The organism is Afipia massiliensis, assembly GCF_014203115.1.
GTDB lineage: Bacteria > Pseudomonadota > Alphaproteobacteria > Rhizobiales > Xanthobacteraceae > Afipia > Afipia massiliensis.
In genome coordinates this window covers 208,981-232,562 of sequence record NZ_JACHIJ010000002.1, presented here as the reverse complement: position 1 = coordinate 232,562, position 23,582 = coordinate 208,981, and the positions used below count along the sequence as shown (strand labels likewise).

The window sequence follows — 23,582 nt, the reverse complement described above, 5'->3', positions numbered from 1 at the left end:
ACCAAGCGCGTATTCGGCCTTTGCGGCCAGAATGCGCACAAAACGATGAATGCGGGCATTTTGGCTGAAGGAGAGGCTCTTGCTGAAGGCGATTGGGCTGATGAGCGGGACGTCTCTCGATGGCGTCGATGTCGCGCTGATCGATACGGACGGCGAGCGTATCGGGACGTTCGGGCCGACCTCCTATCGCGCCTATAGCGATAGCGAACGCGCTTTGCTGAGGCAGGCGCTTGCCGATGCAGCGTCGATCACGGAACGCGATGCACGTCCGGGTGCTCTCGCGGATGCGGAGTCGCTGGTTACACGTGCCCATGCAGAAGCAATCGAGAGTTTTTTGAAAGCTCACAATCTCTCTCGCGACGCCATCGATGTCGTCGGCTTTCACGGCCAGACGGTCCTGCATCGTCCGGATCAGAAACTGACGGTGCAGATCGGCGACGGTCATGCGCTGGCCAAGGCACTATGTATGCCGGTGGTGTTCGATCTGCGCGCCGCCGACGTCGCTGCAGGCGGGCAGGGCGCGCCTTTGGTGCCGGTATATCATCGCGCGCTGGTACGACTATTGAACCGCGCAGGACCAGTGATGGTCGTGAACATCGGCGGCGTTGCCAACATCACCTACATCGACAGTGAAACATTGATCGCCTGCGACACAGGACCCGGCAATGCGCTGCTCGACGATTTCATGCTGCGCAGGACAGGCGAGGCGGTGGATCGCGATGGGCGCACGGCGGCCAGAGGACGTGCCGATCAGGACTGGATCTCGCGCGCATTGAGCCGCCCCTTCTTTACAGCGCCACCACCGAAATCACTCGATCGCAATGATTTCGCAGCGCTGAGTGTTGACGGCATGAGCACGGAGGATGGCGCGGCTACCCTGACGGCATTTACGGCAGCTTCGATCGCGATGGTTGCGCCTGCATTGCCGAAGCTACCCGCGAACTGGATTGCCGTGGGCGGAGGCGCCAGCAATCCGACCTTGATGCAGATGCTGGGCGAGCGCGTGGCGCCCGCGTCCGTGATGCGTGGCGCCGATCTTGGCTGGACGGGGGACGCGGTCGAGGCCCAGGCCTTTGCCTACATGGCCGTCCGCAGCCTCAAAGGCTTGCCGCTGACATTTCCGGGAACCACAGGCGTCGTCGCGCCACTGACAGGTGGCGTCCTCGCGAAACCGTGATTTCATGCACCTGCATGGATCTTGACAGGTTTCATGCGCTCGCATTAACTTGCATGCAGGTGCATGGAAGGAATCCCGATGCTTGTCGCCGAACTAATTTTCGCAGTTCAGATCATTCGCGACGGCGTGTGGCGCTATGTGCGTCAGACGGCGTCCAATGTTGAAAGCGATCGCCCGCCGCCGTGCTCGCATCAGTGGAGGAAAGCGCCATGAGCGAGACACTCAAGCTCATCAGCCACAAGCTCTGCCCTTATGTGCAGCGCGCGGTGATCTCCTTGACGGAGAAAGGCGTGCCGTTCGAGCGGATCGACATCGATCTCGACAACAAGCCCGATTGGTTCCTGAAGATTTCGCCGCTCGGCAAGGTGCCGGTGCTTCAGGTTGGCGACAAGGTTGTTTTCGAATCCGCGGTCATTCTCGAATATCTCGAGGAAACCCAGCCCAAGCCGCTGCATTCGAAAGATCCGCTGACCCGCGCCGAACATCGCGCGTGGATGGAGTTCGGCTCCGCCGTGCTGGCGGACATCTGGGGACTGGAAACGGCCACCGACGAGGCAGCGTTCAACGTCAAGGTGAAGCAGGCGACTGAAAAGTTTGCGCGGCTTGAAACGCGACTCGTCGCGGCGCCATGGTTTGACGGTGAATCCTTCTCGCTGGTCGATGCAGTGTTCGCGCCGGTGTTTCGCTATTTCGATACGTTCGATGAAATTGGCGATTTCGGCATCCTTGCCGATAAGCCGAAGATCGCACGCTGGCGCAAAAGCCTGCGCGAGCGGCCGTCAGTGGTCTTGGCTGTGAGCGCCGAATATCCCGCGCTGCTGCGGGCTTTCCTGAAGAAGCACAAGTCGTATCTTTCCCAACTGGATCAGCGTGCTGCTGCTTAAAGGCGCAGGTTCAGTAAAATGAAAATGGCGCGGACGATGTTTCGTCCGCGCCATTTTCGTTTGGAAAAGATCGTTTCGTTAGCGGACGTTGGCCAACCGCATGTCGAGATAGGACGTCACCGATTCCATCAGCGGCTCCATCTTGTCGACGAAAAAGTGGTTGGCGCCGGGAATGACCTGCTGGTCGATCACGATTCCCTTTTGCGTCTTGAGCTTCTCGACCAGCGTCGTGACGTCCTTCGCAGGCGCGACGATGTCCTTGTCGCCATGAACAATCAGGCCGGACGAGGGGCAAGGCGCGAGGAACGAGAAGTCGTAACGGTTGGGCTCAGGCGCGATCGAGATGAAGCCTTCGACCTCGGGACGGCGCATCAGAAGCTGCATGCCGATCCACGCGCCGAACGAGAAGCCGGCAACCCAGCAGGCGCGTGCTTCGGGATTGATGGTCTGTGCCCAGTCGAGTGCCGATGCCGCATCCGACAGTTCGCCGGTGCCGTGGTCGAATTGTCCCTGGCTGCGGCCGACGCCGCGGAAGTTGAAGCGCAGCACCGAGAAGCCGCGCGCCACGAACGCGTAATAGACCTGATACACGATCGGGTGGTTCATGTTGCCTTGGAACTGCGGATGCGGGTGCAGCACCATCGCAATCGGCGCATTCTTCTGCTTCGCCGGGTGGTATCGGCCTTCAAGACGGCCGGCAGGGCCGGTGAAAATAACCTCAGGCATCAATGTTCCTTTGGAGCATCGTTGTGCAAGCCGACTGGCCGGTGCAAACGGGATGTCTCTCGCGTGTTGTCAGCCGCGCAGAGCGGCGCGATGAACGGGTGCCGCGTTCTAGCATGGGGCAAGGGGCAAAAAGCAAGCATATTGAGCCCGCAGGGAGTATCTAGGAGACCCGGATTGCTGATTATTTTCATGCAATTGTCGGGTAAAGCGCCCTGCGGATCGGACTGGATTGTCAGACATCATGCGTGACCGTGTCTATCTCGACTGGAATGCGACGACGCCGCTGCGGCCGGAAGCCCGCGCGGCGATGGCGGCTGCGTTTGACGTCAGCGGCAATCCATCGTCCGTGCACAGCGAGGGACGCGCCGCCCGAAGGCTTGTCGAGGACGCGAGAGCGGCCGTGGCTGAAGCTGTCGGCGCCGATCTCCGGAACGTCATTTTCACCTCGGGAGGTACGGAGGCGAACGCGCTGGCGCTGACGCCGGCGTTGCACCGAAGCGGCGGGGAACCGGTGCAGCGGCTTATCGTCTCGGCCATCGAGCATCCGTCGGTGCTCGCGGGCGGTCGATTCGCGCAGGGCGCGGTCGAGATCGCGCCGGTGCTGCCCTCGGGCGTGATCGACCTGGAGAGCCTCGCCGCGTTGCTGGCAAGCGGACCTCCGGCGCTGGTCTCGATCATGCTGGCGAACAACGAGACCGGGGCGATCCAACCAGTCTCCGAGGTGGCTGCGCTGGTTCATGAGGCCGGAAGCCTGCTGCATGTGGATGCGGTTCAGGCGCTTTCTAAAATACCGATCAATATCAAGGCGCTCGGGGCGGATATTCTCACGATTTCTGCGCATAAGGTCGGCGGTCCCAAGGGGATCGGAGCAGTCGCTGTCGCCGCCGGGCTCGAAGGCCTGCATGCGCAGGTCAGGGGCGGCGGTCAGGAGCAGGGCCGCCGGGCCGGAACCGAGAATGTCGCCGGAATCGCGGGCTTTGGAGCCGCGGTGAGGGCCGCCGTCGCGTCCATGGACGCCGATGCGCCTCGAATGAGATCCCTTCAGGCGCGGCTTGAAACCGGCCTCAGGAACCATCCCGGAACCGTCATCTTCTCGGACTCGGTTGCGCGGTTGCCCAACACCACGCTGGTTTCGACCCCTGGCCTGAAGGCAGAAACCGCTGTGATCGGCTTCGATCTGGAGGGCATTGCGGTATCGTCGGGATCTGCCTGTTCCTCGGGCAAGGTCCAGCCCTCCCATGTCCTGCAGGCGATGGAGGCCGATCCGGCGCTCCTGCAGGGAGCTATTCGCCTCAGTCTGGGCTGGGACACCACCGAAGCAGACATAGATAGGTGTCTTGAGGCTTGGATAAAGCTCTCAGGTGTATTACGTAAAGCCACAGCAATCGGGCTTGAACAGTTCTAACCTTCACGTATTGCGTGTGTTCTTGCTTGATACAACTTAAGCGGTCCACCGCGGTCCTTGAAACCGCGAGCGGAGGATTCAAATGCCGGCCGTACAAGAGACGGTTGATCGGGTTCGCCAGATCGACGTCGACCAATACCGTTATGGATTCGAGACCATCATTGAATCCGAGAAGGCCCCGAAAGGGCTTTCCGAAGACACCGTCCGATTCATCTCCGCGAAGAAGAACGAACCGGAATGGATGCTGGAATGGCGTCTTGAAGCGTATCGCCGCTGGCTGACGATGGAAGAGCCGACCTGGGCTCGTGTCGACTATCCGAAGATCGATTATCAGGATCTCTATTATTATTCCGCGCCGAAGAAGAACGCGCTGGCCTCGCTCGACGAGGTCGATCCGGAAATTCTGAAGACCTACGAGAAGCTCGGCATTCCACTGCGCGAGCAGGAAATGCTGGCCGGCGTTGTGCGCCCTGAAGGCGAGCGCCGCGTGGCCGTTGATGCCGTGTTCGATTCGGTGTCGGTCGCAACTACGTTCCAGGCCGAGCTGAAGGCAGCCGGCGTGATCTTCATGCCGATCTCGGAAGCAATCCGCGAGCATCCCGATCTGGTGAAGAAATATCTCGGCACCGTGGTGCCGACCTCCGACAACTATTTCGCGACGCTCAACTCGGCTGTGTTCTCCGACGGCTCGTTCGTTTACGTGCCGCCGGGCGTGAAATGCCCGATGGAGCTGTCGACCTACTTCCGCATCAACGAGCGCAACACCGGCCAGTTCGAGCGCACGCTGATCATCGCCGACAAGGGCTCATACGTCAGCTATCTCGAAGGTTGCACCGCGCCGCAGCGCGACGAGAACCAGTTGCACGCCGCCGTAGTTGAACTCGTCACCCACGATGACGCCGAGATCAAATACTCGACGGTTCAGAACTGGTATCCGGGCAACTCGGAAGGCAAGGGCGGCATCTACAACTTCGTCACCAAGCGTGGTGACTGCCGCGGCAAGAATTCCAAGATTTCGTGGACGCAGGTCGAGACCGGCTCCGCGATTACCTGGAAGTATCCGAGCTGCATCCTGCGTGGCGACAACTCGCGTGGCGAGTTCTATTCGATCGCGATTTCGAACGGTTATCAGCAGGTCGATTCCGGCACCAAGATGATTCATCTGGGCAAGAACACGACCAGCCGCATCATCTCGAAGGGTATCGCCGCCGGCGTCTCGCAGAACACCTATCGCGGCCTCGTTACCGCCCATCGCAAGGCAACCGGCGCGCGCAACTTCACAGCCTGCGACTCGCTGCTGATCGGCGACAAGTGCGGCGCGCACACCGTGCCGTATATCGAAGCCAAGAATGCATCGGCGCTGTTCGAGCACGAAGCGACCACGTCGAAGATTTCCGAAGACATGCTGTTCTATTGCGTGCAGCGCGGACTAAGCCAGGAAGAAGCCGTGGCGCTGGTCGTCAACGGCTTCGTCAAGGATGTGCTGCAGCAATTGCCGATGGAATTTGCGGTCGAAGCTCAGAAGCTGATCTCGATCTCGCTGGAAGGAAGTGTTGGATGACCGCGTTACTGCAAGTCAAAGGCCTCAAGGTTCAGGTGGAAGATAACGAGATCCTGCATGGTCTCGACCTCACGGTGAATCAGGGCGAAGTTCATGCAATCATGGGGCCGAACGGCTCCGGCAAATCGACGCTGAGCCACGTCATTGCCGGCAAGCCGGGCTACGACGTGACCGCTGGCGAAATCCTGTTCAAGGGCGAAGACGTTCTGGAGATGGCGCCGGATGAGCGCGCCGCCAAGGGCGTATTCCTCGCGTTCCAGTATCCGGTGGAAATTCCCGGCGTCACCACCATGAACTTCCTGCGCACCGCTTTGAATGCCCAGCGCAAGGCGCGTGGCGAAGCCGAGCTTCTGGTCCCTGATTTTCTGAAGAAGGTGCGTTCCGTCGCGGACTCGCTCAACATTCCGATGGATATGCTGAAGCGCGGCGTCAACGTCGGCTTCTCCGGCGGCGAGAAGAAGCGCAATGAAGTGTTGCAGATGGCGCTGTTCCAGCCGAGCCTGTGCATCCTCGATGAAATGGATTCCGGTCTCGACATCGACGCACTGCGTGTCGCCGCCGACGGCGTCAACGCGCTGCGCTCGAAGGATCGCGCGATGGTCGTTATCACGCACTATCAGCGGCTGCTGAACTATATCACCCCGGACTTCGTCCACGTGATGTCGAAGGGGCGCGTCGTGAAGAGCGGCGGCAAGGAACTGGCGCTGGAGCTGGAAGAGTCCGGTTACGCCCAGTTCGAAGACAAGGCAGCGTAAGCGGGTCCATCATGAACGTTGCATTGGTTAAGCCCACGACGGAGCATGCGCTCAGCGAGTTATTCGCCGCGGCGCGCGGCCGTCTGCCAGGATCGGGCATCGTTGCCGAAGTCCGGCAGAATGCTTTCGACGACTTTGCGCGTCGCGGCCTGCCGCATCGGCGTATCGAGGAATGGAAGTATACCGACCTACGCGCGTTGCTGCGCGAGGTGGCACCGCTGGCCCCTGCGCCGGATCAGGCTGACCTTGCGCGCGCTGCGAAAGCGATCAAGTCGCTCGGCATCGATGGCACGCAGAATCTGGTGCTCGTCGACGGCGTGTTCGCGCCGCAACTGTCGGATGTGACGGCGCTCGAAGCGGGCGTTCATGTGAAGGCGTTGCGCGAGGTTCTTGAGGATAACGACAACAAGGTGCGCGCCGACCTGCTGATCACCAGCGTTGCATCGGACGCGATGATTTCGCTGAACGCCGCGCTCGCGACGGATGGCGTCGTGATCGACGTGGCCGAAGGCGCTGTGCTCGCCAAACCAATTCATATCGTTCATGTAGCCACCGATTCAGGAACGTCGCTTGTCACGCGTTCGTTGCTGAAGATCGGGAAGGGTGCACGCGCCACGTTCGTCGAAAGCTTCGTTGCAGCGGAAGGTGCTGCGTCCTACCAGACCCACGACTCCGTCGTTATCTGGGTTGGTGACGACGCTGAGCTTCAGCATGTCCGCCTGATGGAAGACGCGCTCGACGCGGCCCACATCGCGACCGGCATCTTCACCATCGGTGCGAAGGCGAAGCTGAATACATTCAACCTGACCAATGGCGGCAATGTCAGCCGCTATCAGGGCTTCATCACGTTTGCAGGCGAAGGCAGCGAGCTCACCACCAACGGCGTCAATCTGCTCGGCGCTCGCCGGCATGGTGACACCACGCTGGTGGTCGATCATGCGGTTCCGCACTGCGCGAGCCGCGAGGTGTTCCGCGCGGTTCTCGATGATCGCGCGCATTCGGTGTTTCAGGGGCGCATCATTGTGCGCCCGGACGCGCAGAAGACCGACGGCAAGATGATGACTCGTGCTCTGTTGCTGTCTGACGAGGCCGAAGCATCTAACAAGCCGGAGCTGGAAATCTTCGCGGACGATGTGACCTGCGGTCACGGCGCGACCACGGGAGCGCTGGACGAGAGTTTGTTGTTCTACCTGCGCGCCCGCGGTCTGCCTGAGAAGGAAGCGCAGGCACTTCTGATCGCAGCTTTCGTCGGGGAGGCTATCGAGTCGATCGTGGATGACAATCTTCGCGACTTCGCGATCGCCGCTGCCGAGCGATGGCTGGCGACGCGAGGCTGATCATGCATCCGGCAGTTGCCAACGGTTCATATGATGTGGAGCGCGTCCGGCAGGATTTTCCGGCGCTCGCGCTGAAAGTCTATGGCAAGCCGCTGGTGTACCTCGACAACGCGGCCTCGGCGCAGAAGCCGAATGCCGTGCTTGACCGCATGATGGAAGCCTACAAGTCCGAATACGCCAACGTCCATCGCGGCCTGCATTATCTCGCCAACGCGGCGACGGACGCCTACGAGGGCGGCCGCACCAAGGTTGCGCAGTTCATTAACGCGAAGCGCAACGAAGAGATCATCTTCACACGCAATGCCACTGAGGCCATCAACCTCGTGGCGTCGTCATGGGGTGAGCCGAACATCAAGGCAGGCGACGAGATCGTGCTCTCGATCATGGAGCATCACTCGAACATCGTGCCGTGGCATTTCTTGCGAGAGCGGCACGGAGCGGTCATCAAGTGGGCGCCGGTCGATGATGAAGGCAACTTCCTGATCGACGAATTCGAAAAGCTGCTGACAGCGAACACCAAGCTCGTCGCCATCACGCAGATGTCGAATGCGCTCGGCACCGTCGTGCCGGTCAAGGACGTCGTGAAGCTCGCGCATGCGCGCGGCATTCCGGTGCTGGTGGACGGCAGCCAGGCGGCCGTGCATATGGCTATCGACGTGCAGGACATCGATTGCGATTTCTATATCTTCACCGGTCACAAGCTCTACGGGCCGACCGGGATCGGCGTGCTGTACGCAAAGTACGATCACCTCGTTGCGATGCGCCCTTATAACGGCGGCGGTGAAATGATCCGCGAGGTCGCGAAGGACTGGGTGACCTACGGCGATCCGCCGCATAAGTTCGAGGCCGGCACGCCGGCCATCGTCGAGTCGATCGGGCTCGGTGCGGCGATCGACTATGTGAATTCGATCGGCAAGGACCGTATCGCGAAGCACGAGCACGATCTGCTGACCTATGCGACCGACCGGCTGCGCGAGATCAATTCGCTTCGCATTATCGGCACGGCGAAGGGGAAAGGGCCGGTTATCTCTTTCGAAATGACGGGCGCACACCCACATGATGTGGCGACGGTCATCGACCGTGGCGGCATCGCGGTCCGGGCAGGCACCCATTGCGTCATGCCACTTCTGGAGCGATTCAACGTGACGGCGACGTGCCGTGCCTCATTTGGCATGTATAATACGCGCGCTGAAGTCGATCAGTTGGCGCAGGCGCTTATCAAGGCGCGGGAGCTATTCTCATGAACGACACCATCCAGACGGCCGAACCGGCGGCCCTGAAATTCGATACCCAGTCGGCGCTTCCTCCCGAGGAAACCGAGCGGCTCGGCATCGACATCGTGGCCGCGCTGAAGACCGTGTTCGACCCTGAAATCCCGGCGGACATCTATGAGCTCGGCCTGATCTACAAGGTCGATATCAAGGACGACCGCTCCGTGGACGTGCAGATGACGCTGACCACGCCGAACTGTCCGGCCGCTGGCGAATTGCCGACCATGGTGGAGAACGCTGTGGCGAGTGTCGCAGGTGTCGGTCCTGTCAGCGTCGCCGTCGTTTGGGAGCCGAGCTGGACGCCCGACCGGATGTCAGACGAGGCACGCCTCGTCCTCAACATGTGGTGATTTGAAGATCGTTACCGACTCGGCATGTAATCTGAAGGCGGCATTGAATCGCCGCGGGAAATGACCAAATGACCGGTATGACGCCAAGCACTCCGACACCCGCCGCAAAGCCGGCTGTTCGTCCCCGTCCGCAGGTCATGCGACTGACGGATGCAGCGGCGTCGCGGGTCAAGGAACTGTCGGCGCGCGCCGACTCCGAGATCGTCGGCCTTCGCGTCGGCATCAAGAATGGCGGCTGCGCGGGCCAGTCCTACACCGTCGAGTATGCCCATGAAGTGCGCCCGACCGACGAGGTGGTCGAGGATAAGGGCGTGAAGGTTCTCGTCGATCCGAAGGCTGTTCTGTTCCTGCTCGGCACCGAGATGGACTACAAGGCCGACAAGATGCAGGCGCAGTTCATCTTCAACAATCCCAATCAGGTCAGCGCCTGCGGTTGCGGCGAGTCGGTTCAGTTGACCGCCGCAAAAATCGACGGCTGATCGATCCGGTCCGGCTTTTTTAGTTTCGCGTATTCTGGTCGCAAAACCGGTACCCACTTTTGCGGATTACGCGATGGACCGCGACTATCTCATCGACCTTTTTTCGGAATTCGGACCCGTCGTGCTGCGGCGGATGTTCAGCGGCTATGGCATCGCTGCTGATGGCGTGAACTTCGCCATGGCGTTGCGCGCAGGTGTCATCTTCAGAGTCGATGATCTGACAATCCCTCGCTACGAAGCCGAGGGCGCCAAGCCGTTCCAGTACGAAACTAAAAACAAGACGGTCGTGGTGAAATCGTATCGACATTTGCCGGAGCGGCTCTACGACGATCCTGAAGAACTGGCTGCGTGGGCGCGCGAGGCCGTGGGCGCGGCGAAACGGGCTGCGGCGAAGAAGTCCGGGGCAAAAAAACGGACAACCAAGCAGGCTGCGAAGCCCGTCCCGGCCAAGGTCAGGACGAGCAACGCAAAGCCGTCCGCAGGAAAGAAGGCGCGGGCGAAAGCTGCCAAGAGAACGACTAAGAGCAAGAAGATAAGCCCGAAACGGGCTACCGCGAAAAAGCGTTAAGCGACCTGAATGCGGTCTGTCGGCGAGAATTCGGGATCGGCTTCGCAGATCACCCGATTGCGGCCGTTGCGTTTGGCTGCATAGAGGCAAGCATCCGCGCGCTCAATCAGTCTTTCGCGGTCATCGCCGGGCTGCAGCATCGACACTCCGACCGAAATGGTCACGCGGCCGAGAATTTCGCCTGTCGATTTCTTTTTCAACTGCTTGGACATTACGGCGCGGCGGATGTTGTCGGCGACCGTCAGCGCCTGACGCAGGGCCGTATTTGGCAGCACCACGGCGAACTCTTCGCCGCCGTAACGCGCAGTGATGTCCTGGCCCTTAGTGGTCTGCTTCAGCGACATCGCGACGAGGCGCAGTACCTGGTCGCCGGTGAGATGACCGTAGTTGTCGTTGAAGGATTTGAAATGATCGATGTCGAGCATCAGCAAGGACAGCGGCTCGCCGCATTCGGCCGCGTGCGCAACCGCGTTTTCGATGGCGCGGTCGAAGAACTTCCGATTCCCGAGCGAGGTGAGGGGGTCGGTCAGGCTTTCGTTGCGAATGGCTTCAAGACTGTGCTGGAGGCTACTGATCTGCTGCTTGGACGTGGCGAGGCGGGCTTCCAGCGCTTTGTTCGTTTCCTGCATCTCCCGCGTCGATGCCACAAGCGCTTCGACCACGGCCTTCACCTGTTCGCGATCCTTGGCGCCGGACAGTTTCTGGGTGGCTCCTTCGAGGTTGCGCCCGAACGTGGACGTCATTCCCAGAGCATCCGTGATGAGATTCATCACGTCGTCGATTTCATTGATCACCCGAGTACCGACCGTGTCGATACGCTCAGTGGTCCGGTTCTGGGAGAGATAGGTTTCGTAAATCTGCTCGAGGTCGGCCTCGGTCAGTTTGCCGTTGCGACCCAGCGTTTCGTTGATGATCTTGTTGAGCGCGGCGTTGTAGCCGGTCGCGTAGATGTACCAAATCTCGTAATTGCGAGGCACTGCATTCTGCCGCAAGGATCGGATTTGACCCAAAGCAACTTCGGCGAACGCCATGGTGCGCTCGTATTCTTCCAGCAGGCCAATCACGTTCGGTGTCCTTCAAGGCGGGCTTCTGCCAGCCTTTGTCAACGAAATGGCTAAAAATATCGAAGGCACGTTAAGGGAGGAGAATGAATGACCCGTAAACGACATAATCGGCAGACGGGTCAAATAGTTGTAGCTTAGCCGCGGGCGCGGACTGGCCTTAGCAGGAACGCAGGAAGATGTGAGTGGTCTCCCGGCTCCGCATGTTGTTCGCGCGCTGCCGGCGGCATTGCGCGTCCGATTGACGGCGGCTGGGACTGTGCGGGTTTTTCGACTGCCTGAGGTTTCCGGTCTGCGCCTTCAGGCTTGCGGGACTTGTTACGGCCACCACGGGTTCGCTGGGAATCGCGGCGAGGCTTGCGGTCTTCCGGTGCACGCTCGGCCTGCTGTTCGCGGGCTGGCGATGGGGGCGCATCGCTGTTCTCAAGGGGGACGAAATCGGCGCGGGCGATCGGCTGGCCAATCAGCTTCTCGATAGCGGTGACAGATTTCTGGTCCGCTGGGCTGACGATCGAAATTGCCGTCCCGGAGCGGCCCGCCCGGCCGGTGCGGCCGATGCGATGGACGTAATCATCCGGATGGTGAGGAACGTCGAAATTGAAGACATGGCTGACTTCGGGGATGTCGAGGCCGCGAGCGGCGACGTCGGAGGCCACCAGCAGCGGAAGTTCACCCTTGCGGAATTGGTCGAGTGAGGCGGTTCGAGCCGACTGATCCATGTCGCCATGAAGGGCCCCGACGCTGAAACCGTGCTTTTGAAGGGATTTGTAAAGCAGCGCGACTTCGCGCTTGCGGTTGCAGAAGATGATCGCGTTCTTGAGATCCTTGGCGTCGCGCAGCAACTGCCTGAGCACTTCACGCTTTTCGTGAGGCTCGCGGCCCACGCTGACCTGCGACTGGGTCACGGTGGTCGCGGTCGATGCCGGCTTGGAGACTTCGACCTTTTCCGGATTGTGCAGGAAGGTCTCGGTGATGCGCCGGATTTCCGGCGGCATGGTCGCGGTGAAAAACAGGGTCTGGCGGGTGAACGGCACCAGCTTGCAGATGCGTTCGATGTCAGGAATGAAGCCCATGTCGAGCATGCGGTCGGCTTCGTCGATCACCAGCAGTTCGACGCCGGTGAGGAGCAGGCCACCGCGCTCGGTGTGATCCAGCAACCGGCCTGGCGTCGCGATCAGCACGTCGACGCCGCGCGTCAGCTTGGTGTCCTGATCGCCGAATGACACGCCGCCGATCAGAAGGGCGACGTTCAGTTTCTGGCCGGCGCCGTACTTGTCGAAGTTTTCCTTTACCTGCGCGGCGAGTTCGCGCGTCGGCTCGAGGATGAGGGTACGCGGCATCCGCGCGCGGGCCCGGCCTTTTTCCAGCAGCGTCAGCATCGGAAGCACGAAGGCGGCGGTCTTGCCGGTGCCGGTCTGCGCGATGCCGAGCACGTCGCGCCGGGCGAGAACGTGGGGGATCGCTTGTTCTTGGATGGGGGTAGGGGTCGTGTAACCAGTCGCTGCCACGGCAGCGAGAACCTTGTCGGACAGGCCGAGATTGGAAAAGGACATTGAGCCTCGAGTCGAAATCGCCGTTCGGACTCTGGAAATTTCTGTCGCGCTCACCCCGGAACGGCACGCTTTAAGGGCACGGGGAGGAGATATTTGCCGACAGGCGGCTGGCCAGGGAATCGCGTCTCGATTCTGACCGCGTTGCAGCGGAACATAGGCATGAAACGGCGAAAGTCAATGAATTTGAGGGTTAAAACCGCGAAAAACCTTAATACGACAACAAGTTGAATGGGTTTCCTACCCTCTGGCAGGGGTGCATGAACCGCCTTCTTGTCCTTGACGACTATGACATACTGACCGCCGGAACCGGGCCTTGCCCTTCGGGCGGCCTGAGGGGACAGGATCATGACCATATTTCGGATCAGGACGCTGCTGATCGGCCTTGTCGCGTTGGTGGCGTTTGCCGCGCCAGCTTCCGCCGAAAGGCGCGTGGCGCTGGTGATCGGCAACAACGACTATCGCAACGTGCCACGGCTGCAGAAGGCTGTGAACGACGCGCGGACCATGACCGATGCGCTGAAGCAGCTCGGCTTCAATGTGCTGTTCGCCGAAAATCAGACCCGCAAGGCGTTCAGCGAAACGATGCTGGCGTTCGATAAGATCGTCGAGCCGGGCGACACGGCATTTTTCTTTTTTGCCGGACACGGATTCGAAATCAACGGCCAGAACTATCTGCTGCCGACGGATATCGCTGCGGTCACGCAAGGGCAGGAAGAGTTGATCCGGGATGGCGCATTCTCGGCCGAGCGCGTGATTTCACGGCTTCAGGCTCGTGGTGCACGAACCTCGATTTTCGTATTCGATGCCTGCCGCAATAATCCCTTCGAGGCGACAGGCACGCGCGCTCTCGGGGGGAGCGGGGGACTCGCGCCGATCTCGCCACCGGAAGGTGTGTTCGTGATTTTTTCCGCAGGTGCAAAGCAGACCGCGCTCGACCGCCTGAACGACAACGATCCCAATCCCAATTCGGTGTTCACCCGCAGTTTCGTGCGCGAACTGGCGCAACCGGGTCTCAATCTCGTGCAGATCGCAAAGCGGACCCAGTCCGATGTCCGTCAGATGACGGTGGCGGCGAGCCGGATGCAGACGCCCGCTTATTACGATCAGATCGTCGGTGACTACATTTTGAAGCCAGCGAAGGACGGCAATCGCGCCATCGCGGTTGAGGCGCAAACGCAAGTGGCAGCGCTCCCAGTGCAGCCGACGCCGCCGATCGTGATCGACAACGGCAACGCGCCGATCGCGAGCTTCATGCGCCACAACGGCGGTTGGTCGATTGCGTTCTCCATCGCCGACCCGACACTGGCGATCTCGTGGCGGCTTGGCGAGAGCGGCGAATTCAAGGAAACCGGTTTCACCGATGCGCTCGATCCGCGCACCCGGCGGCGCATGCCGAACCCTTCGATAGAACTGCCGAACGACGCGCCGGCGGCCACGATTCAGGTGCGTTATGTCGATCCGACCGGCCAGATGCAGGGACCGTTTCCGATCAAGTTCGATCCCGAAGTGGCGCTCATCGCTAGCCATCGCAAGCTGCTGGACATGACGTCGAACAGCTGGCTTTCGTTTGGCGGATACAGCGGCCCGCTGGTTTATTACTCGCAGATATTGTCGTTCCGCTGCGCCGTGCGGGAAATGCGGATCGGCATCGACACGACGGTGCCGAACCAGGTGGTGAAAATTCCGCCATGTAATCCTAGGGATCCGTCCGCCATTCCGGAAAACGCGGCGTCGTACATGAAGATTCCCGCGTCGACCCGATCCGTTTCAGTCGAACTGACTTATCAGGACGGCAGCCTTTCGGAGATCAAGAACTTCCGGCGGTAAGAAGGAACGTCCGATGTCCTTCGAGAGTGCGAGCGAATCTGCCGGGCGATCCCTCTCGGTGCAATGTTGCATTGTAGGCGGCGGGCCTGCGGGCATGATGCTTGGCTATCTGCTCGGCCGCTCCGGAATCAGAACCGTCGTTTTGGAGAAGCACGCCGACTTCTTCCGCGATTTTCGCGGCGACACGGTTCATCCCTCGACCATGCAGGTGATGCAGGAGTTGGGTCTGCTCGACGATTTCCTGAAGATCCCGCATCAGCAATTGACCCACATGCAAGGCCTGTTCGGCGCGACGCCGATCCGGATTGCTGACCTGTCGCGACTAAAAACCCAGTGTCCGTTCATTGCGCTCATGCCGCAATGGGACTTTCTCAATTTTCTTGAAACCAAAGGCGCGCGGTTTCCAAGTCTTCAGATCATGAAGTCCACCGAGGCAACGGAACTGGTCAGGGACAGCGAGCGGATAACCGGCGTCGTTGCTGCCACGCCGCAAGGGCCGCTTCATATTTCGGCTGACCTGACGGTGGCTTGCGATGGCCGTCATTCGATCCTGCGGGAGCAGGCAGGCCTCCAGATCGAAGACATTGGTGCGCCGATCGATGTGCTCTGGTTTCGCGTCGGAAAGCAAAAGACCGACAGCGACGGCATATTCGCGCGCCTGCAGCGCGGGCAGATGATGGTGACCATCGATCGTGATGACTACTGAGAATGTCGCATCGCTGGTGCCGATTTTGCGCGATCAGATCGGCGACGTAAACAGCTGGGATGACGTCAAGCAGCTCACAGTTCGGATCGATCGGCTGACGCAATGGGCGTTACCGGGACTGCTCTGTATTGGCGACGCTGCACATGCGATGTCTCCGGTCGGGGGCGTCGGCGTCAATCTTGCGGTTCAGGATGCGGTCGCGGCCGCAAACATCCTGTTCGACAAATTTGGGGCCGGGGAGCCATCGCTGGACGACCTCGAAGACGTTCAGCAACGTCGTCTGTTTCCGACGCAGGTGACGCAGGTCATGCAAACCGTCGTTCAGGATCGCATTATTAATCGCGCACTGTCCGGTGAAGATCTAAAGCCACCGTTCGTCGTCCGCGTGATCAATGCACTGCCGTGGCTACAGGGGCTCACAGCCCGCTTGTTCGGCATCGGTGTTCGACCGGAACACGTCCGCTCTCCCGAGAAGACATGATCATCCTTGTGTGGAATAGCCGCCATCCACGGGAATCGCCGTGCCGGTGACGAAATCGGACGCGGACGACGCGAGAAATACCGCGGCGCCCGCGAGATCGTCGATGTTGCCCCAGCGTTTCGCCGGCGTGCGGTTCAGCACATTCTCGTTGAGCCCCGGAATCTGCTCGCGCGCGGTTCGGGTAAGGGCGGTGTCGATCCAGCCGGGCAGGATCGCATTGGCCTGAATGTTATCGGCCGCCCACGACAACGCGATGGACTTGGTGAACTGCACGATGCCGCCTTTGCTGGCGGCATAAGCGGGCGCGAAGCTCGCGCCGAAAATCGACATCATTGAGCCGATGTTGATGATCTTGCCGCCACCGGCTTCTTTCATCGCCGGATAGGCGGCTTTTGAGCAGGTTGGTGTCGATAACCGTGTGCCAATCCTCGAGGCTAAGCATGTGAGCGGGATGGCGGACGCTCGTTCCCGCATTGTTGATGAGAATGTCGAGACGACCCAGCTGCTTCAACGTGGTTTCGACCATGTCTGCGACGGATACTTTGTCAGTCACATCGACCGTGACCGCCAGCGCCTTTGCGCCGAGCATTTCGATGTCACGAACAGCGTCTTCGGATTTCGCCTTGTTGCGCCCGGCAATGACGATGCTTGCGCCTGCACGGGCAAGACCGCGGGCCATGCCGAGGCCGATGCCGCCATTGCCGCCGGTGACGATGGCGACCTTGCCGGTCAGATCGAAGGGCGTTGTTTGCATGTTGTCTCCGTTGCGGTCTTCGCCGCTCGCGGAGATCAAATCATATCGAGGCCATATCGCCTAGCGGCCTCGCGCGAACGTCATCATGAGCACTCCGACGAGGCTCAGTGCCATGCCGTAGTACGCCCATTGGATCTGGCTGATCATGAAGCTGGACTGCGGCCAGTTCACATAGCCCGTGCCTTGGCCGATCCAGAGCAGACCGATGACTATCGCGAATGCGCCGATGGTGAGGAAGAGTGTTCGCATATGAACACTACGCCTCGTTCCTGAATTGGTTTCATCCGCGCATGGCGGTTTACACGTCCAGCAGATCCTCGCTGGCGAACTCCGCCTTGTCGGAAATGAAGGCGAATCGTGCTTCGGCCTTGGTGCCCATCAGGCGCTCGACCGAATCCGCAGTGCCTTCGCGGTCGTCCGGCAGCAGCACCACGCGCAGCATGGAGCGCTTCGTCGGGTCCATCGTGGTTTCCTTCAACTGCGCCGGCATCATCTCGCCGAGGCCTTTGAAGCGGCCGATATCGACCTTGGCGTTGGCGTGAAACTCCCTTTTCAGGAGTTCATCGCGATGCGCTTCGTCGCGGGCATAGACCGTCTTGGAGCCGTGCGTGAGACGATAGAGCGGGGGCACGGCGAGATAGAGATGACCTTCGTCGATCAGGCGCGGCATCTGTCGGTAGAAGAACGTGATCAACAGCGAGGCGATGTGCGCGCCATCCACGTCCGCGTCGGTCATGATGATGATGCGTGAGTAGCGCAAATCCTCTTCGCGATATTGTGCACCGATCCCGGCTCCGATGGCCTGAATCAGATCGGCAAGCTGCGCGTTCGAGGTCAGCTTGTCCTTGGTTGCCGAAGCGACGTTGAGGATCTTTCCGCGCAGCGGCAGGATCGCCTGCGTCTTGCGGTCGCGTGCCTGCTTGGCGCTGCCGCCTGCCGAGTCACCTTCGACGATGAAGAGTTCGGAGCCTTCCGTTGCGCTGTTGGTGCAGTCGGCGAGCTTGCCGGGCAACCGCAGCTTCTTCACTGCGGTCTTGCGCGAGGTTTCCTTCTCGGCGCGGCGGCGCAGCCGCTCGTCGGCTCGCTCCACCACAAATTCCAGCAGCTTGTTGGCCTGCAGGGGATTGCCCGTCAGCCAGTGATCGAATGGGTCCTTGATGGCCTGTTCGACAATCTTCTGCGCTTCGGCGGTTGCCAGACGGTCCTTGGTCTGGCCCTGAAATTCGGGTTCGCGCACGAACACCGAGAGCATGGCGGCTGCGCCAACCATCACGTCTTCGGACGTGATCGACGAGCCCTTCTTGCCCTGACCGATGCGCTCTGCGTAATCCTTCAAGCCACGCAGCAGGGCGCTGCGGAAACCTGCTTCGTGTGTGCCGCCATCCGGCGTTGGAACCGTGTTGGTGTAGGACGACAGGAAGCCGTCCGCGTCCGCGGTCCATGCGACCGCCCATTCGCAAGCGCCGTGTGCGCCGTTGCGCCCGGACTTGCCGGAGAAAATATCCGGGTGCACCAGTGTGTCCGCGTGGATCGCTGCCGCCAGATAGTCTTTCAAGCCGCCGGGGAAATGGAAGGTGTCTTCCGCCGGCACGTCATCGACGCCCTTGAGCAATTCCTTGTCGCAACGCCAGCGGATTTCGACGCCGCCGAACAGATAGGCTTTCGAGCGAGCCATCTTGAACAGGCGCTGCGGTTTGAACACAGCCTTCACGCCGAAAATGTCGGTATCGGGCTTGAAGCGGATGCTGGTGCCGCGGCGATTGTTGATCTTGCCGAGTTCTTCGAGCTTGCCCTTCGGCTTTCCGCGCTCGAAGGTCATCTTGTAGAGCTGCTGATTGCGCGCGACTTCGACCACGAGCTGCGAGGAGAGGGCGTTCACGACCGATACACCGACGCCATGCAGACCGCCCGAGGTCTCGTAGACCTTGGAGTCGAACTTACCGCCCGCATGCAGCGTGCACATGATGATTTCGAGAGCGGACTTCTTCGGGAATTTCGGATGCGGGTCGACCGGAATGCCACGCCCGTTGTCGACGACAGTGAGGTAACCGTCGGCCCCGAGATGCACCTCGATGAAAGTCGCGTGACCGGCCAGCGCCTCGTCCATCGAGTTGTCGATGACTTCCGCGAATAGGTGATGCAGCGCCTTCTCGTCGGTACCGCCGATATACATGCCGGGGCGACGGCGTACCGGCTCCAGACCCTCGAGCACCTCGATGTCGCGCGCGGTATAGCCAGCCTCCGCGCCTGATGGCTTGGCGGTGGCTTTTGCGGCCGCACGGGGCTTCCGGTCCGATGAGGCGAACAGATCGGTGTCTGTTTTATCTTTCTTTTTCAAAGGCTTCCGCATATCTCTTAAATCTTGATAGATCGTGATCAGGGGACGAATCGCTGGCTGTTACTATGCCACGGTTGGGGCGGTAAATGTGACGCAGGCGGTTCCCGAACAAGGCAGTTCCAGTCGTGGTACTTGGAATTAAGGGGAACCGGCAGATTCGATAAAAGTCGGGATTGGGACATTGCATGACGTTCGAGGAAATGACTCGCGGGATCGCCGAATTTGTCCGCGACCATCAGATGTGGGCCGTGCCCGTCGTGTTCGCGCTCGCGTTCGCGGAATCTCTCGCGTTTCTTTCGCTGGTCATTCCGGCGTGGGGCGCACTGGTATCGATCGGCGCACTGATCGGCGTCAGCGGCATCAGCTTCTGGCCGGTGTGGATTGCGGGCGGGCTCGGTGCGGCGATGGGGGACTGGGTCTCCTACTGGATCGGGGTCAGGTTTCACGACCGAATAGCTCACATGTGGCCGATGTCGAGTTTTCCCGACATGCTGCCGCGCGCGGAACGGTTTATGCAAAAGTGGGGTGTGCTTGGCATTTTTATCGGCCGCTTTTCCGGGCCGTTGCGCGCGACCGTGCCGCTCGTCGCGGGCATTGTCGAAATGGAGTACTGGCACTTCCAGTTTGCGAACTTCGCCTCCGCATTCCTGTGGGCTGGCCTGTTGATGGCGCCAGGCATGCTCGGCGTCAAACTGCTCATGTGACCGGGCCATTTCAAACTGTTTGTGATCGGGAATAGCTGTCGCGAAGTGGTGTTAAACTGACGCGCCGGTTGTCGTGCGTGGGCGTGCTGCGAATGGTTTGCAACAGGGCGGCATGTGAAGGACCGCGAAAAACAGCGGCATTTGAATTTCACAAACCGGGAGAAACACGATGGATCTCACACGACGTCACGCGCTGACCAGTGCTGCTGCTCTCGCGGCCACCCCTTTGTTACCCGTACTTCCTGTTAAGGCGGCGGCACCCGTTGCCGGCAAGCAGAACGCGAGCTTCTATCGTTACAAGGTCGGCGACGCCGAAGTGACCGTGGTTTCGGACGGGGCCGCCACATTTCCGCTGGCCGAAAATTTTGTGACGAATGCGAAGAAAGAGGAAGTGAACGCCTCGCTCGAAAAAGCATTTCGGCCACGCGACTCCGTAACGGTGTATTTCGGACCGCTTGTCATCAACACCGGCGGCAAACTCATCGTCATCGATACGGGCAACGGACCTGCAACCTTCGCCAGCAGCAAAGGCGCTGCGGGACAGTTTGCCAGCAACCTTGCCGCCGCAGGGATCGATTCCAAGGCGATCGACATGGTTGTGATTTCACATTTCCATGGCGACCACGTGAACGGATTGCTGACTGCTGACGGTCAGCCGGCATTTACGAACGCAGAGGTTCTCGTGCCGGCGGTCGAATGGAAATATTGGATGGACGATGGCGAGATGAGCCGCGCTCCTGCTGGCCGCATGGAAGGCCTGTTCAAGAACAACCGTCGCGTCTTTGAGGCAGGGCTGAAGAAGAAAGTCACGCCCTATGAGTGGGGCAAGGATATCGCGCCGGGACTGCTTGCGGTCGAAACCATTGGCCATACCCCCGGCCACACGTCGTACGTGCTGTCTTCTGGCGCCGACAAGGTGTTCGTCCAGTCTGATGTCACCAACATTCCGGATATTTTCGTGCGAAATCCCGGCTGGCAGGCGTCGTTCGATCAGGACGGACCTCAGGCGGAAAAGACGCGTCGCAAGGTCTATGACATGCTCGCGGCGGACAGGATGCGCGTGCAGGGCTTCCATTACCCGTTCCCGGGACTCGCCAACATCGAGAAGGATGGCACCGGGTATCGCTGGGTGCCGGCACCCTGGAATCCGTCCATCTGAGCCGACGGAACACGACTTGACGGGAATTGGGCGCGGATTTATATCCGCGCCCATGACTTTGAACGCAACCATCATCGCTGCCCGCCGCCGCCGCATTCTCGCGGTATGGGCGGTTGATCGCGTTTAAGATCACCTTTCGTGCCGCCGGAGACGGTCCGCGGCATGCTTTACTCCCAAAACACGCGGTTTGATCTCAGGCGGCTCCTCGCTGAAGCAGGAGTTTGCAATGTACGTTCCGCCCGCCTTCCGAGTTGATCGAGCTGCTTGCCTCGCGTTTGCTTCCGCGCGTGGATTTGGGCTGGCCTGCGCTCACGACGGCCAAAAGCCGGTCGCGTCTCCGGTGCCGTTCCACATCGAGTATGCAAGCGATGGGACGCCGCTGCTTTGCTTTCATCTTGCTCGTCACAATCCCCTTATCGGCCACGCCGACGGCGTGACGCCGTGGCTGTTCGCCGTAAGCGATGCGGATGCGTATGTGTCACCGGATTGGTACGTTTCGCCCGATCAGGTGCCGACATGGCTCTATCAGACGGTTCACATGACGGGTCCGGTTCGGGTGATGACAGGACAACAACTGCCTGATCACCTGAACCAGGCCAGTGCCCGGTTCGAAAGCGACCTTGCGCCGAAGCGGCCCTGGACGATGGACAAGATGTCGGCAGGCCGTCGCGAGGCGATGATGAAAGCGATCGTGGGATTGGTCATGACCGTCGAGGAGATTGAGGGCAGCTTCAAGCTGAACCAGCACAAATCGGATGCGGACCATGTTGCGGTGACCGGCGCTTTGGCCTTACAGAAGTCGGCGGGCGCACAAACACTGTCGGCTGCGATGCGCGCCGCGCGCCCGCAGGCTTTTGTTGCCATTGAAGAAAACGAAATGTTGAGCACTGTGCACGAAGGGATCGCGCCATGAGCACGAAGAAGAAGATCGGCATCCTTGGCGCCTCCGGCTACACCGGGGCGGAGCTCGTGCGGCTGTTGCTGCGCCATCCCCGAGTGGAAATCGCTGTGCTGACTGCCGACCGGCGTGCCGGGCAGATGATGGGCGACGTGTTCCCGCAATTCGCGCCATACGATCTTCCGCGCTTGGTGACGATCGACGAGGTCGACTGGGCCAACGCCGGGCTCGATCTGGTGTTCTGCGCGCTGCCGCACGCCACCACGCAGAAGGTGTTGAAGGACGTTTTTGCCAAGGACCCTGACATCAAGATCGTCGATCTGTCGGCGGACTTCCGGCTGGAAGATCCTGCGGCCTACGCCAAGTGGTATGGCCACGAGCATTACGCGCTCGACCTGCAGAAGGAGGCCGTCTACGGGCTGGCGGAAATCTATCGGCGCGACATCAAGAGGGCGCGGCTGGTTGCCAATCCCGGTTGCTACACGACCTGCGCACAGTTGCCGCTGATCCCGTTGCTGAAGGCCAAGGCGATCGAGCCGGACGAAATCGTCATCGACGCCAAGTCGGGCATGACCGGAGCTGGGCGTTCGGCGAAAGAGGAGATGCTGTTCTCGGAAGTTTCCGAGGGCTTCAATGCCTATGGCGTCGGCCAGCATCGGCATATGGCCGAACTCGATCAGGAGTTCTCAAAGGCTGCCGGCAAGGATGTCGTCGTGTCATTTACGCCGCATCTTCTTCCCATGAACCGCGGCATCTTCTCGACCATCTACGTGCGGGGCCGGCGAGGGAAGATTGCACAGGATCTTCACGAGATTTTGGTCAAGCAATACGAGAAGGAACCGTTCGTTCACGTCCTGCCGTTCGGCAAGACACCGCATTCGCGGCATGTGCGCGGCTCGAACATGACGTTCATCGGTGTGGCTGCTGACCGTATCGCTGGCCGGGCGATCATCATCTCGACGCTCGACAACCTTACCAAGGGTGCCTCGGGCCAGGCCGTGCAGAACATGAATCTGGTGCTTGGCTTTCCGGAGACGGTGGGCATCGACCAGCCGCCGATGTTCCCGTAAGACATCACATAGCGGACATACGAAAGAAAAAAGGGACGGCGATCAGCCGTCCCTTTTTGTTTGACCGGCGATGTCGCGCGATCAGAGGATCTTGAAAATCGCCAGCGCGAGAACGGCCTGTGCGATAAATCCGACGGTGAAGGCGAGTGTGCGCAGGACAGGAACACCGATCGTGTAAACAATCAGATGCGCAACGCGGGACCAGAAGTAAACGGCGCAGGCAAGCACGGTCCATTTGGTCGAATAGTCGACCGCATTGAGGATCAGGACCAGCGGCGCGAAGATCACAAGATTTTCGACGGCGTTGTCATGGGCAAACATCAGGCGGTTGGCCCATTCGGCCTGTGGCTTGTCGTTGCGCGACGGGTTCGCCAGGGTGCCGCTAAGGCCGCGCACCTGGCAGCGATTGAGAATGTAGGGCACCCAGAGCAAGCCTGTGAAAATAACGGTCAGCGTCAGCCAGAACAGTTCACGTGTCATCGACGTTTTTCCTTCCAATCTTGCAAGGCCTGCCCGGA

The 23,582-nt window shown here is 60.3% G+C and carries 21 protein-coding genes and 2 pseudogenes; 16 read left to right on the top strand and 7 right to left on the bottom strand.

Annotation, left to right across the window (positions count from 1 at the left end; genetic code table 11):
- The first annotated feature begins 79 nt into the window (after positions 1–79).
- Together HNQ36_RS05890 and HNQ36_RS05885 are read left to right on the top strand one after the other, a co-directional pair.
- Complete coding sequence (locus HNQ36_RS05890; protein WP_184083012.1) at positions 80–1,177, top strand: anhydro-N-acetylmuramic acid kinase; 1,098 nt, start codon at positions 80–82, stop codon at positions 1,175–1,177.
- Between the two features lie 209 nt (positions 1,178–1,386).
- Positions 1,387–2,061, top strand: coding sequence for a glutathione S-transferase family protein (locus tag HNQ36_RS05885; protein WP_184083009.1), 675 nt, complete (start codon positions 1,387–1,389; stop codon positions 2,059–2,061).
- 78 nt (positions 2,062–2,139) lie between these two features.
- Here HNQ36_RS05885 and HNQ36_RS05880 read toward each other — a convergent pair whose 3' ends face one another.
- Complete coding sequence (locus tag HNQ36_RS05880) at positions 2,140–2,787, bottom strand: alpha/beta hydrolase (protein ID WP_006020406.1); 648 nt, start codon at positions 2,785–2,787, stop codon at positions 2,140–2,142.
- A 241-nt stretch (positions 2,788–3,028) separates the two neighbouring features.
- On the opposite strand from HNQ36_RS05880, the gene HNQ36_RS05875 reads away from it, so the two are divergent.
- From HNQ36_RS05875 to HNQ36_RS05840, 8 genes are all read left to right on the top strand, one after another.
- Complete coding sequence (locus HNQ36_RS05875; protein ID WP_184083007.1) at positions 3,029–4,192, top strand: cysteine desulfurase family protein; 1,164 nt, start codon at positions 3,029–3,031, stop codon at positions 4,190–4,192.
- A gap of 82 nt (positions 4,193–4,274) precedes the next feature.
- Positions 4,275–5,753, top strand: coding sequence for a Fe-S cluster assembly protein SufB (gene sufB, locus HNQ36_RS05870; RefSeq protein WP_184083005.1), 1,479 nt, complete (start codon positions 4,275–4,277; stop codon positions 5,751–5,753).
- On the top strand, positions 5,750–6,508 hold the full coding sequence (sufC, locus tag HNQ36_RS05865) for a Fe-S cluster assembly ATPase SufC (protein WP_184083003.1): 759 nt from the start codon (positions 5,750–5,752) through the stop codon (positions 6,506–6,508). Before sufB ends, sufC begins: the two co-directional genes overlap by 4 nt.
- 11 nt (positions 6,509–6,519) lie before the next feature.
- Positions 6,520–7,845, top strand: a complete 1,326-nt coding sequence (gene sufD, locus HNQ36_RS05860) for a Fe-S cluster assembly protein SufD (protein WP_184083001.1) — start codon at positions 6,520–6,522, stop codon at positions 7,843–7,845.
- Positions 7,842–9,089: a cysteine desulfurase gene (locus HNQ36_RS05855; protein WP_184084072.1), complete on the top strand. Its 1,248-nt coding sequence runs from the start codon at positions 7,842–7,844 to the stop codon at positions 9,087–9,089. Before sufD ends, HNQ36_RS05855 begins: the two co-directional genes overlap by 4 nt.
- A complete protein-coding gene (locus HNQ36_RS05850; RefSeq protein ID WP_184082999.1) occupies positions 9,086–9,466 on the top strand; it encodes an SUF system Fe-S cluster assembly protein in 381 nt (126 codons plus the stop codon). Before HNQ36_RS05855 ends, HNQ36_RS05850 begins: the two co-directional genes overlap by 4 nt.
- Before the next feature lie 68 nt (positions 9,467–9,534).
- Complete coding sequence (locus tag HNQ36_RS05845) at positions 9,535–9,945, top strand: HesB/IscA family protein (RefSeq protein ID WP_184082998.1); 411 nt, start codon at positions 9,535–9,537, stop codon at positions 9,943–9,945.
- A gap of 73 nt (positions 9,946–10,018) precedes the next feature.
- Positions 10,019–10,513, top strand: a complete 495-nt coding sequence (locus HNQ36_RS05840; RefSeq protein ID WP_184082996.1) for a TfoX/Sxy family protein — start codon at positions 10,019–10,021, stop codon at positions 10,511–10,513.
- Here HNQ36_RS05840 and HNQ36_RS05835 read toward each other — a convergent pair.
- Together HNQ36_RS05835 and HNQ36_RS05830 are read right to left on the bottom strand one after the other, a co-directional pair.
- Complete coding sequence (locus HNQ36_RS05835) at positions 10,510–11,577, bottom strand: diguanylate cyclase (RefSeq protein WP_184082994.1); 1,068 nt, start codon at positions 11,575–11,577, stop codon at positions 10,510–10,512. The two genes, HNQ36_RS05840 and HNQ36_RS05835, sit on opposite strands and share 4 nt — an antisense overlap.
- Positions 11,578–11,711: 134 nt before the next feature.
- Complete coding sequence (locus HNQ36_RS05830) at positions 11,712–13,127, bottom strand: DEAD/DEAH box helicase (RefSeq protein ID WP_184082993.1); 1,416 nt, start codon at positions 13,125–13,127, stop codon at positions 11,712–11,714.
- A gap of 345 nt (positions 13,128–13,472) precedes the next feature.
- Between HNQ36_RS05830 and HNQ36_RS05825 the strand changes: the two genes are divergently transcribed.
- Together HNQ36_RS05825 and HNQ36_RS05820 are read left to right on the top strand one after the other, a co-directional pair.
- Positions 13,473–14,954, top strand: coding sequence for a caspase family protein (locus tag HNQ36_RS05825; protein WP_184082992.1), 1,482 nt, complete (start codon positions 13,473–13,475; stop codon positions 14,952–14,954).
- Between the two features lie 13 nt (positions 14,955–14,967).
- Positions 14,968–16,141: pseudogene (locus HNQ36_RS05820) on the top strand (FAD-dependent oxidoreductase).
- Here the strand turns inward: HNQ36_RS05820 and HNQ36_RS05815 are convergent.
- The 3 genes and pseudogenes from HNQ36_RS05815 to parE all read right to left on the bottom strand — a co-directional run bounded on the left by HNQ36_RS05815 (position 16,142) and on the right by parE (position 19,245).
- Positions 16,142–16,895: pseudogene (locus HNQ36_RS05815) on the bottom strand (SDR family NAD(P)-dependent oxidoreductase).
- Positions 16,896–16,955: 60 nt separating this feature from the next.
- Entirely contained in the window at positions 16,956–17,144 is a 189-nt protein-coding gene (locus HNQ36_RS05810; RefSeq protein WP_184082991.1) for a hypothetical protein, read from the bottom strand.
- Between the two features lie 49 nt (positions 17,145–17,193).
- Complete coding sequence (parE, locus tag HNQ36_RS05805) at positions 17,194–19,245, bottom strand: DNA topoisomerase IV subunit B (protein ID WP_184082990.1); 2,052 nt, start codon at positions 19,243–19,245, stop codon at positions 17,194–17,196.
- Between the two features lie 173 nt (positions 19,246–19,418).
- On the opposite strand from parE, the gene HNQ36_RS05800 reads away from it, so the two are divergent.
- From HNQ36_RS05800 to argC, 4 genes are all read left to right on the top strand, one after another.
- The gene (locus HNQ36_RS05800; RefSeq protein WP_046826419.1) at positions 19,419–19,937 is read left to right on the top strand and encodes a DedA family protein; all 519 of its coding nucleotides are present in this window, start codon (positions 19,419–19,421) and stop codon (positions 19,935–19,937) included.
- Between the two features lie 169 nt (positions 19,938–20,106).
- On the top strand, positions 20,107–21,096 hold the full coding sequence (locus HNQ36_RS05795) for an MBL fold metallo-hydrolase (RefSeq protein ID WP_184082989.1): 990 nt from the start codon (positions 20,107–20,109) through the stop codon (positions 21,094–21,096).
- A gap of 226 nt (positions 21,097–21,322) precedes the next feature.
- Positions 21,323–22,009, top strand: coding sequence for an FMN-binding negative transcriptional regulator (locus tag HNQ36_RS05790; protein ID WP_184082988.1), 687 nt, complete (start codon positions 21,323–21,325; stop codon positions 22,007–22,009).
- Positions 22,006–23,064, top strand: a complete 1,059-nt coding sequence (gene argC / locus HNQ36_RS05785) for an N-acetyl-gamma-glutamyl-phosphate reductase (protein WP_184082986.1) — start codon at positions 22,006–22,008, stop codon at positions 23,062–23,064. The genes HNQ36_RS05790 and argC overlap by 4 nt, the downstream gene beginning before the upstream one ends.
- Positions 23,065–23,145: 81 nt before the next feature.
- On the opposite strand, the gene HNQ36_RS05780 is transcribed toward argC, so the two are convergent.
- Complete coding sequence (locus tag HNQ36_RS05780) at positions 23,146–23,544, bottom strand: MAPEG family protein (RefSeq protein WP_184082984.1); 399 nt, start codon at positions 23,542–23,544, stop codon at positions 23,146–23,148.
- Between the last annotated feature and the right edge of the window lie 38 nt (positions 23,545–23,582).

Excerpts from the sequence above, each read along its gene's own strand:
- HNQ36_RS05885 (WP_184083009.1), top strand. The coding sequence starts at position 1,387 with ATGAGCGAGACACTCAAGCTCATCAGCCACAAGCTCTGCCCTTATGTG.
- HNQ36_RS05880 (WP_006020406.1), bottom strand. The coding sequence starts at position 2,787 with ATGCCTGAGGTTATTTTCACCGGCCCTGCCGGCCGTCTTGAAGGCCGA.
- HNQ36_RS05875 (WP_184083007.1), top strand. The coding sequence starts at position 3,029 with ATGCGTGACCGTGTCTATCTCGACTGGAATGCGACGACGCCGCTGCGG.
- sufB (WP_184083005.1), top strand. The coding sequence starts at position 4,275 with ATGCCGGCCGTACAAGAGACGGTTGATCGGGTTCGCCAGATCGACGTC.
- sufC (WP_184083003.1), top strand. The coding sequence starts at position 5,750 with ATGACCGCGTTACTGCAAGTCAAAGGCCTCAAGGTTCAGGTGGAAGAT.
- sufD (WP_184083001.1), top strand. The coding sequence starts at position 6,520 with ATGAACGTTGCATTGGTTAAGCCCACGACGGAGCATGCGCTCAGCGAG.
- HNQ36_RS05850 (WP_184082999.1), top strand. The coding sequence starts at position 9,086 with ATGAACGACACCATCCAGACGGCCGAACCGGCGGCCCTGAAATTCGAT.
- HNQ36_RS05845 (WP_184082998.1), top strand. The coding sequence starts at position 9,535 with ATGACCGGTATGACGCCAAGCACTCCGACACCCGCCGCAAAGCCGGCT.
- HNQ36_RS05840 (WP_184082996.1), top strand. The coding sequence starts at position 10,019 with ATGGACCGCGACTATCTCATCGACCTTTTTTCGGAATTCGGACCCGTC.
- HNQ36_RS05830 (WP_184082993.1), bottom strand. The coding sequence starts at position 13,127 with ATGTCCTTTTCCAATCTCGGCCTGTCCGACAAGGTTCTCGCTGCCGTG.
- HNQ36_RS05825 (WP_184082992.1), top strand. The coding sequence starts at position 13,473 with ATGACCATATTTCGGATCAGGACGCTGCTGATCGGCCTTGTCGCGTTG.
- HNQ36_RS05810 (WP_184082991.1), bottom strand. The coding sequence starts at position 17,144 with ATGCGAACACTCTTCCTCACCATCGGCGCATTCGCGATAGTCATCGGT.
- parE (WP_184082990.1), bottom strand. The coding sequence starts at position 19,245 with ATGCGGAAGCCTTTGAAAAAGAAAGATAAAACAGACACCGATCTGTTC.
- HNQ36_RS05800 (WP_046826419.1), top strand. The coding sequence starts at position 19,419 with ATGACGTTCGAGGAAATGACTCGCGGGATCGCCGAATTTGTCCGCGAC.
- HNQ36_RS05795 (WP_184082989.1), top strand. The coding sequence starts at position 20,107 with ATGGATCTCACACGACGTCACGCGCTGACCAGTGCTGCTGCTCTCGCG.
- HNQ36_RS05790 (WP_184082988.1), top strand. The coding sequence starts at position 21,323 with ATGTACGTTCCGCCCGCCTTCCGAGTTGATCGAGCTGCTTGCCTCGCG.
- argC (WP_184082986.1), top strand. The coding sequence starts at position 22,006 with ATGAGCACGAAGAAGAAGATCGGCATCCTTGGCGCCTCCGGCTACACC.
- HNQ36_RS05780 (WP_184082984.1), bottom strand. The coding sequence starts at position 23,544 with ATGACACGTGAACTGTTCTGGCTGACGCTGACCGTTATTTTCACAGGC.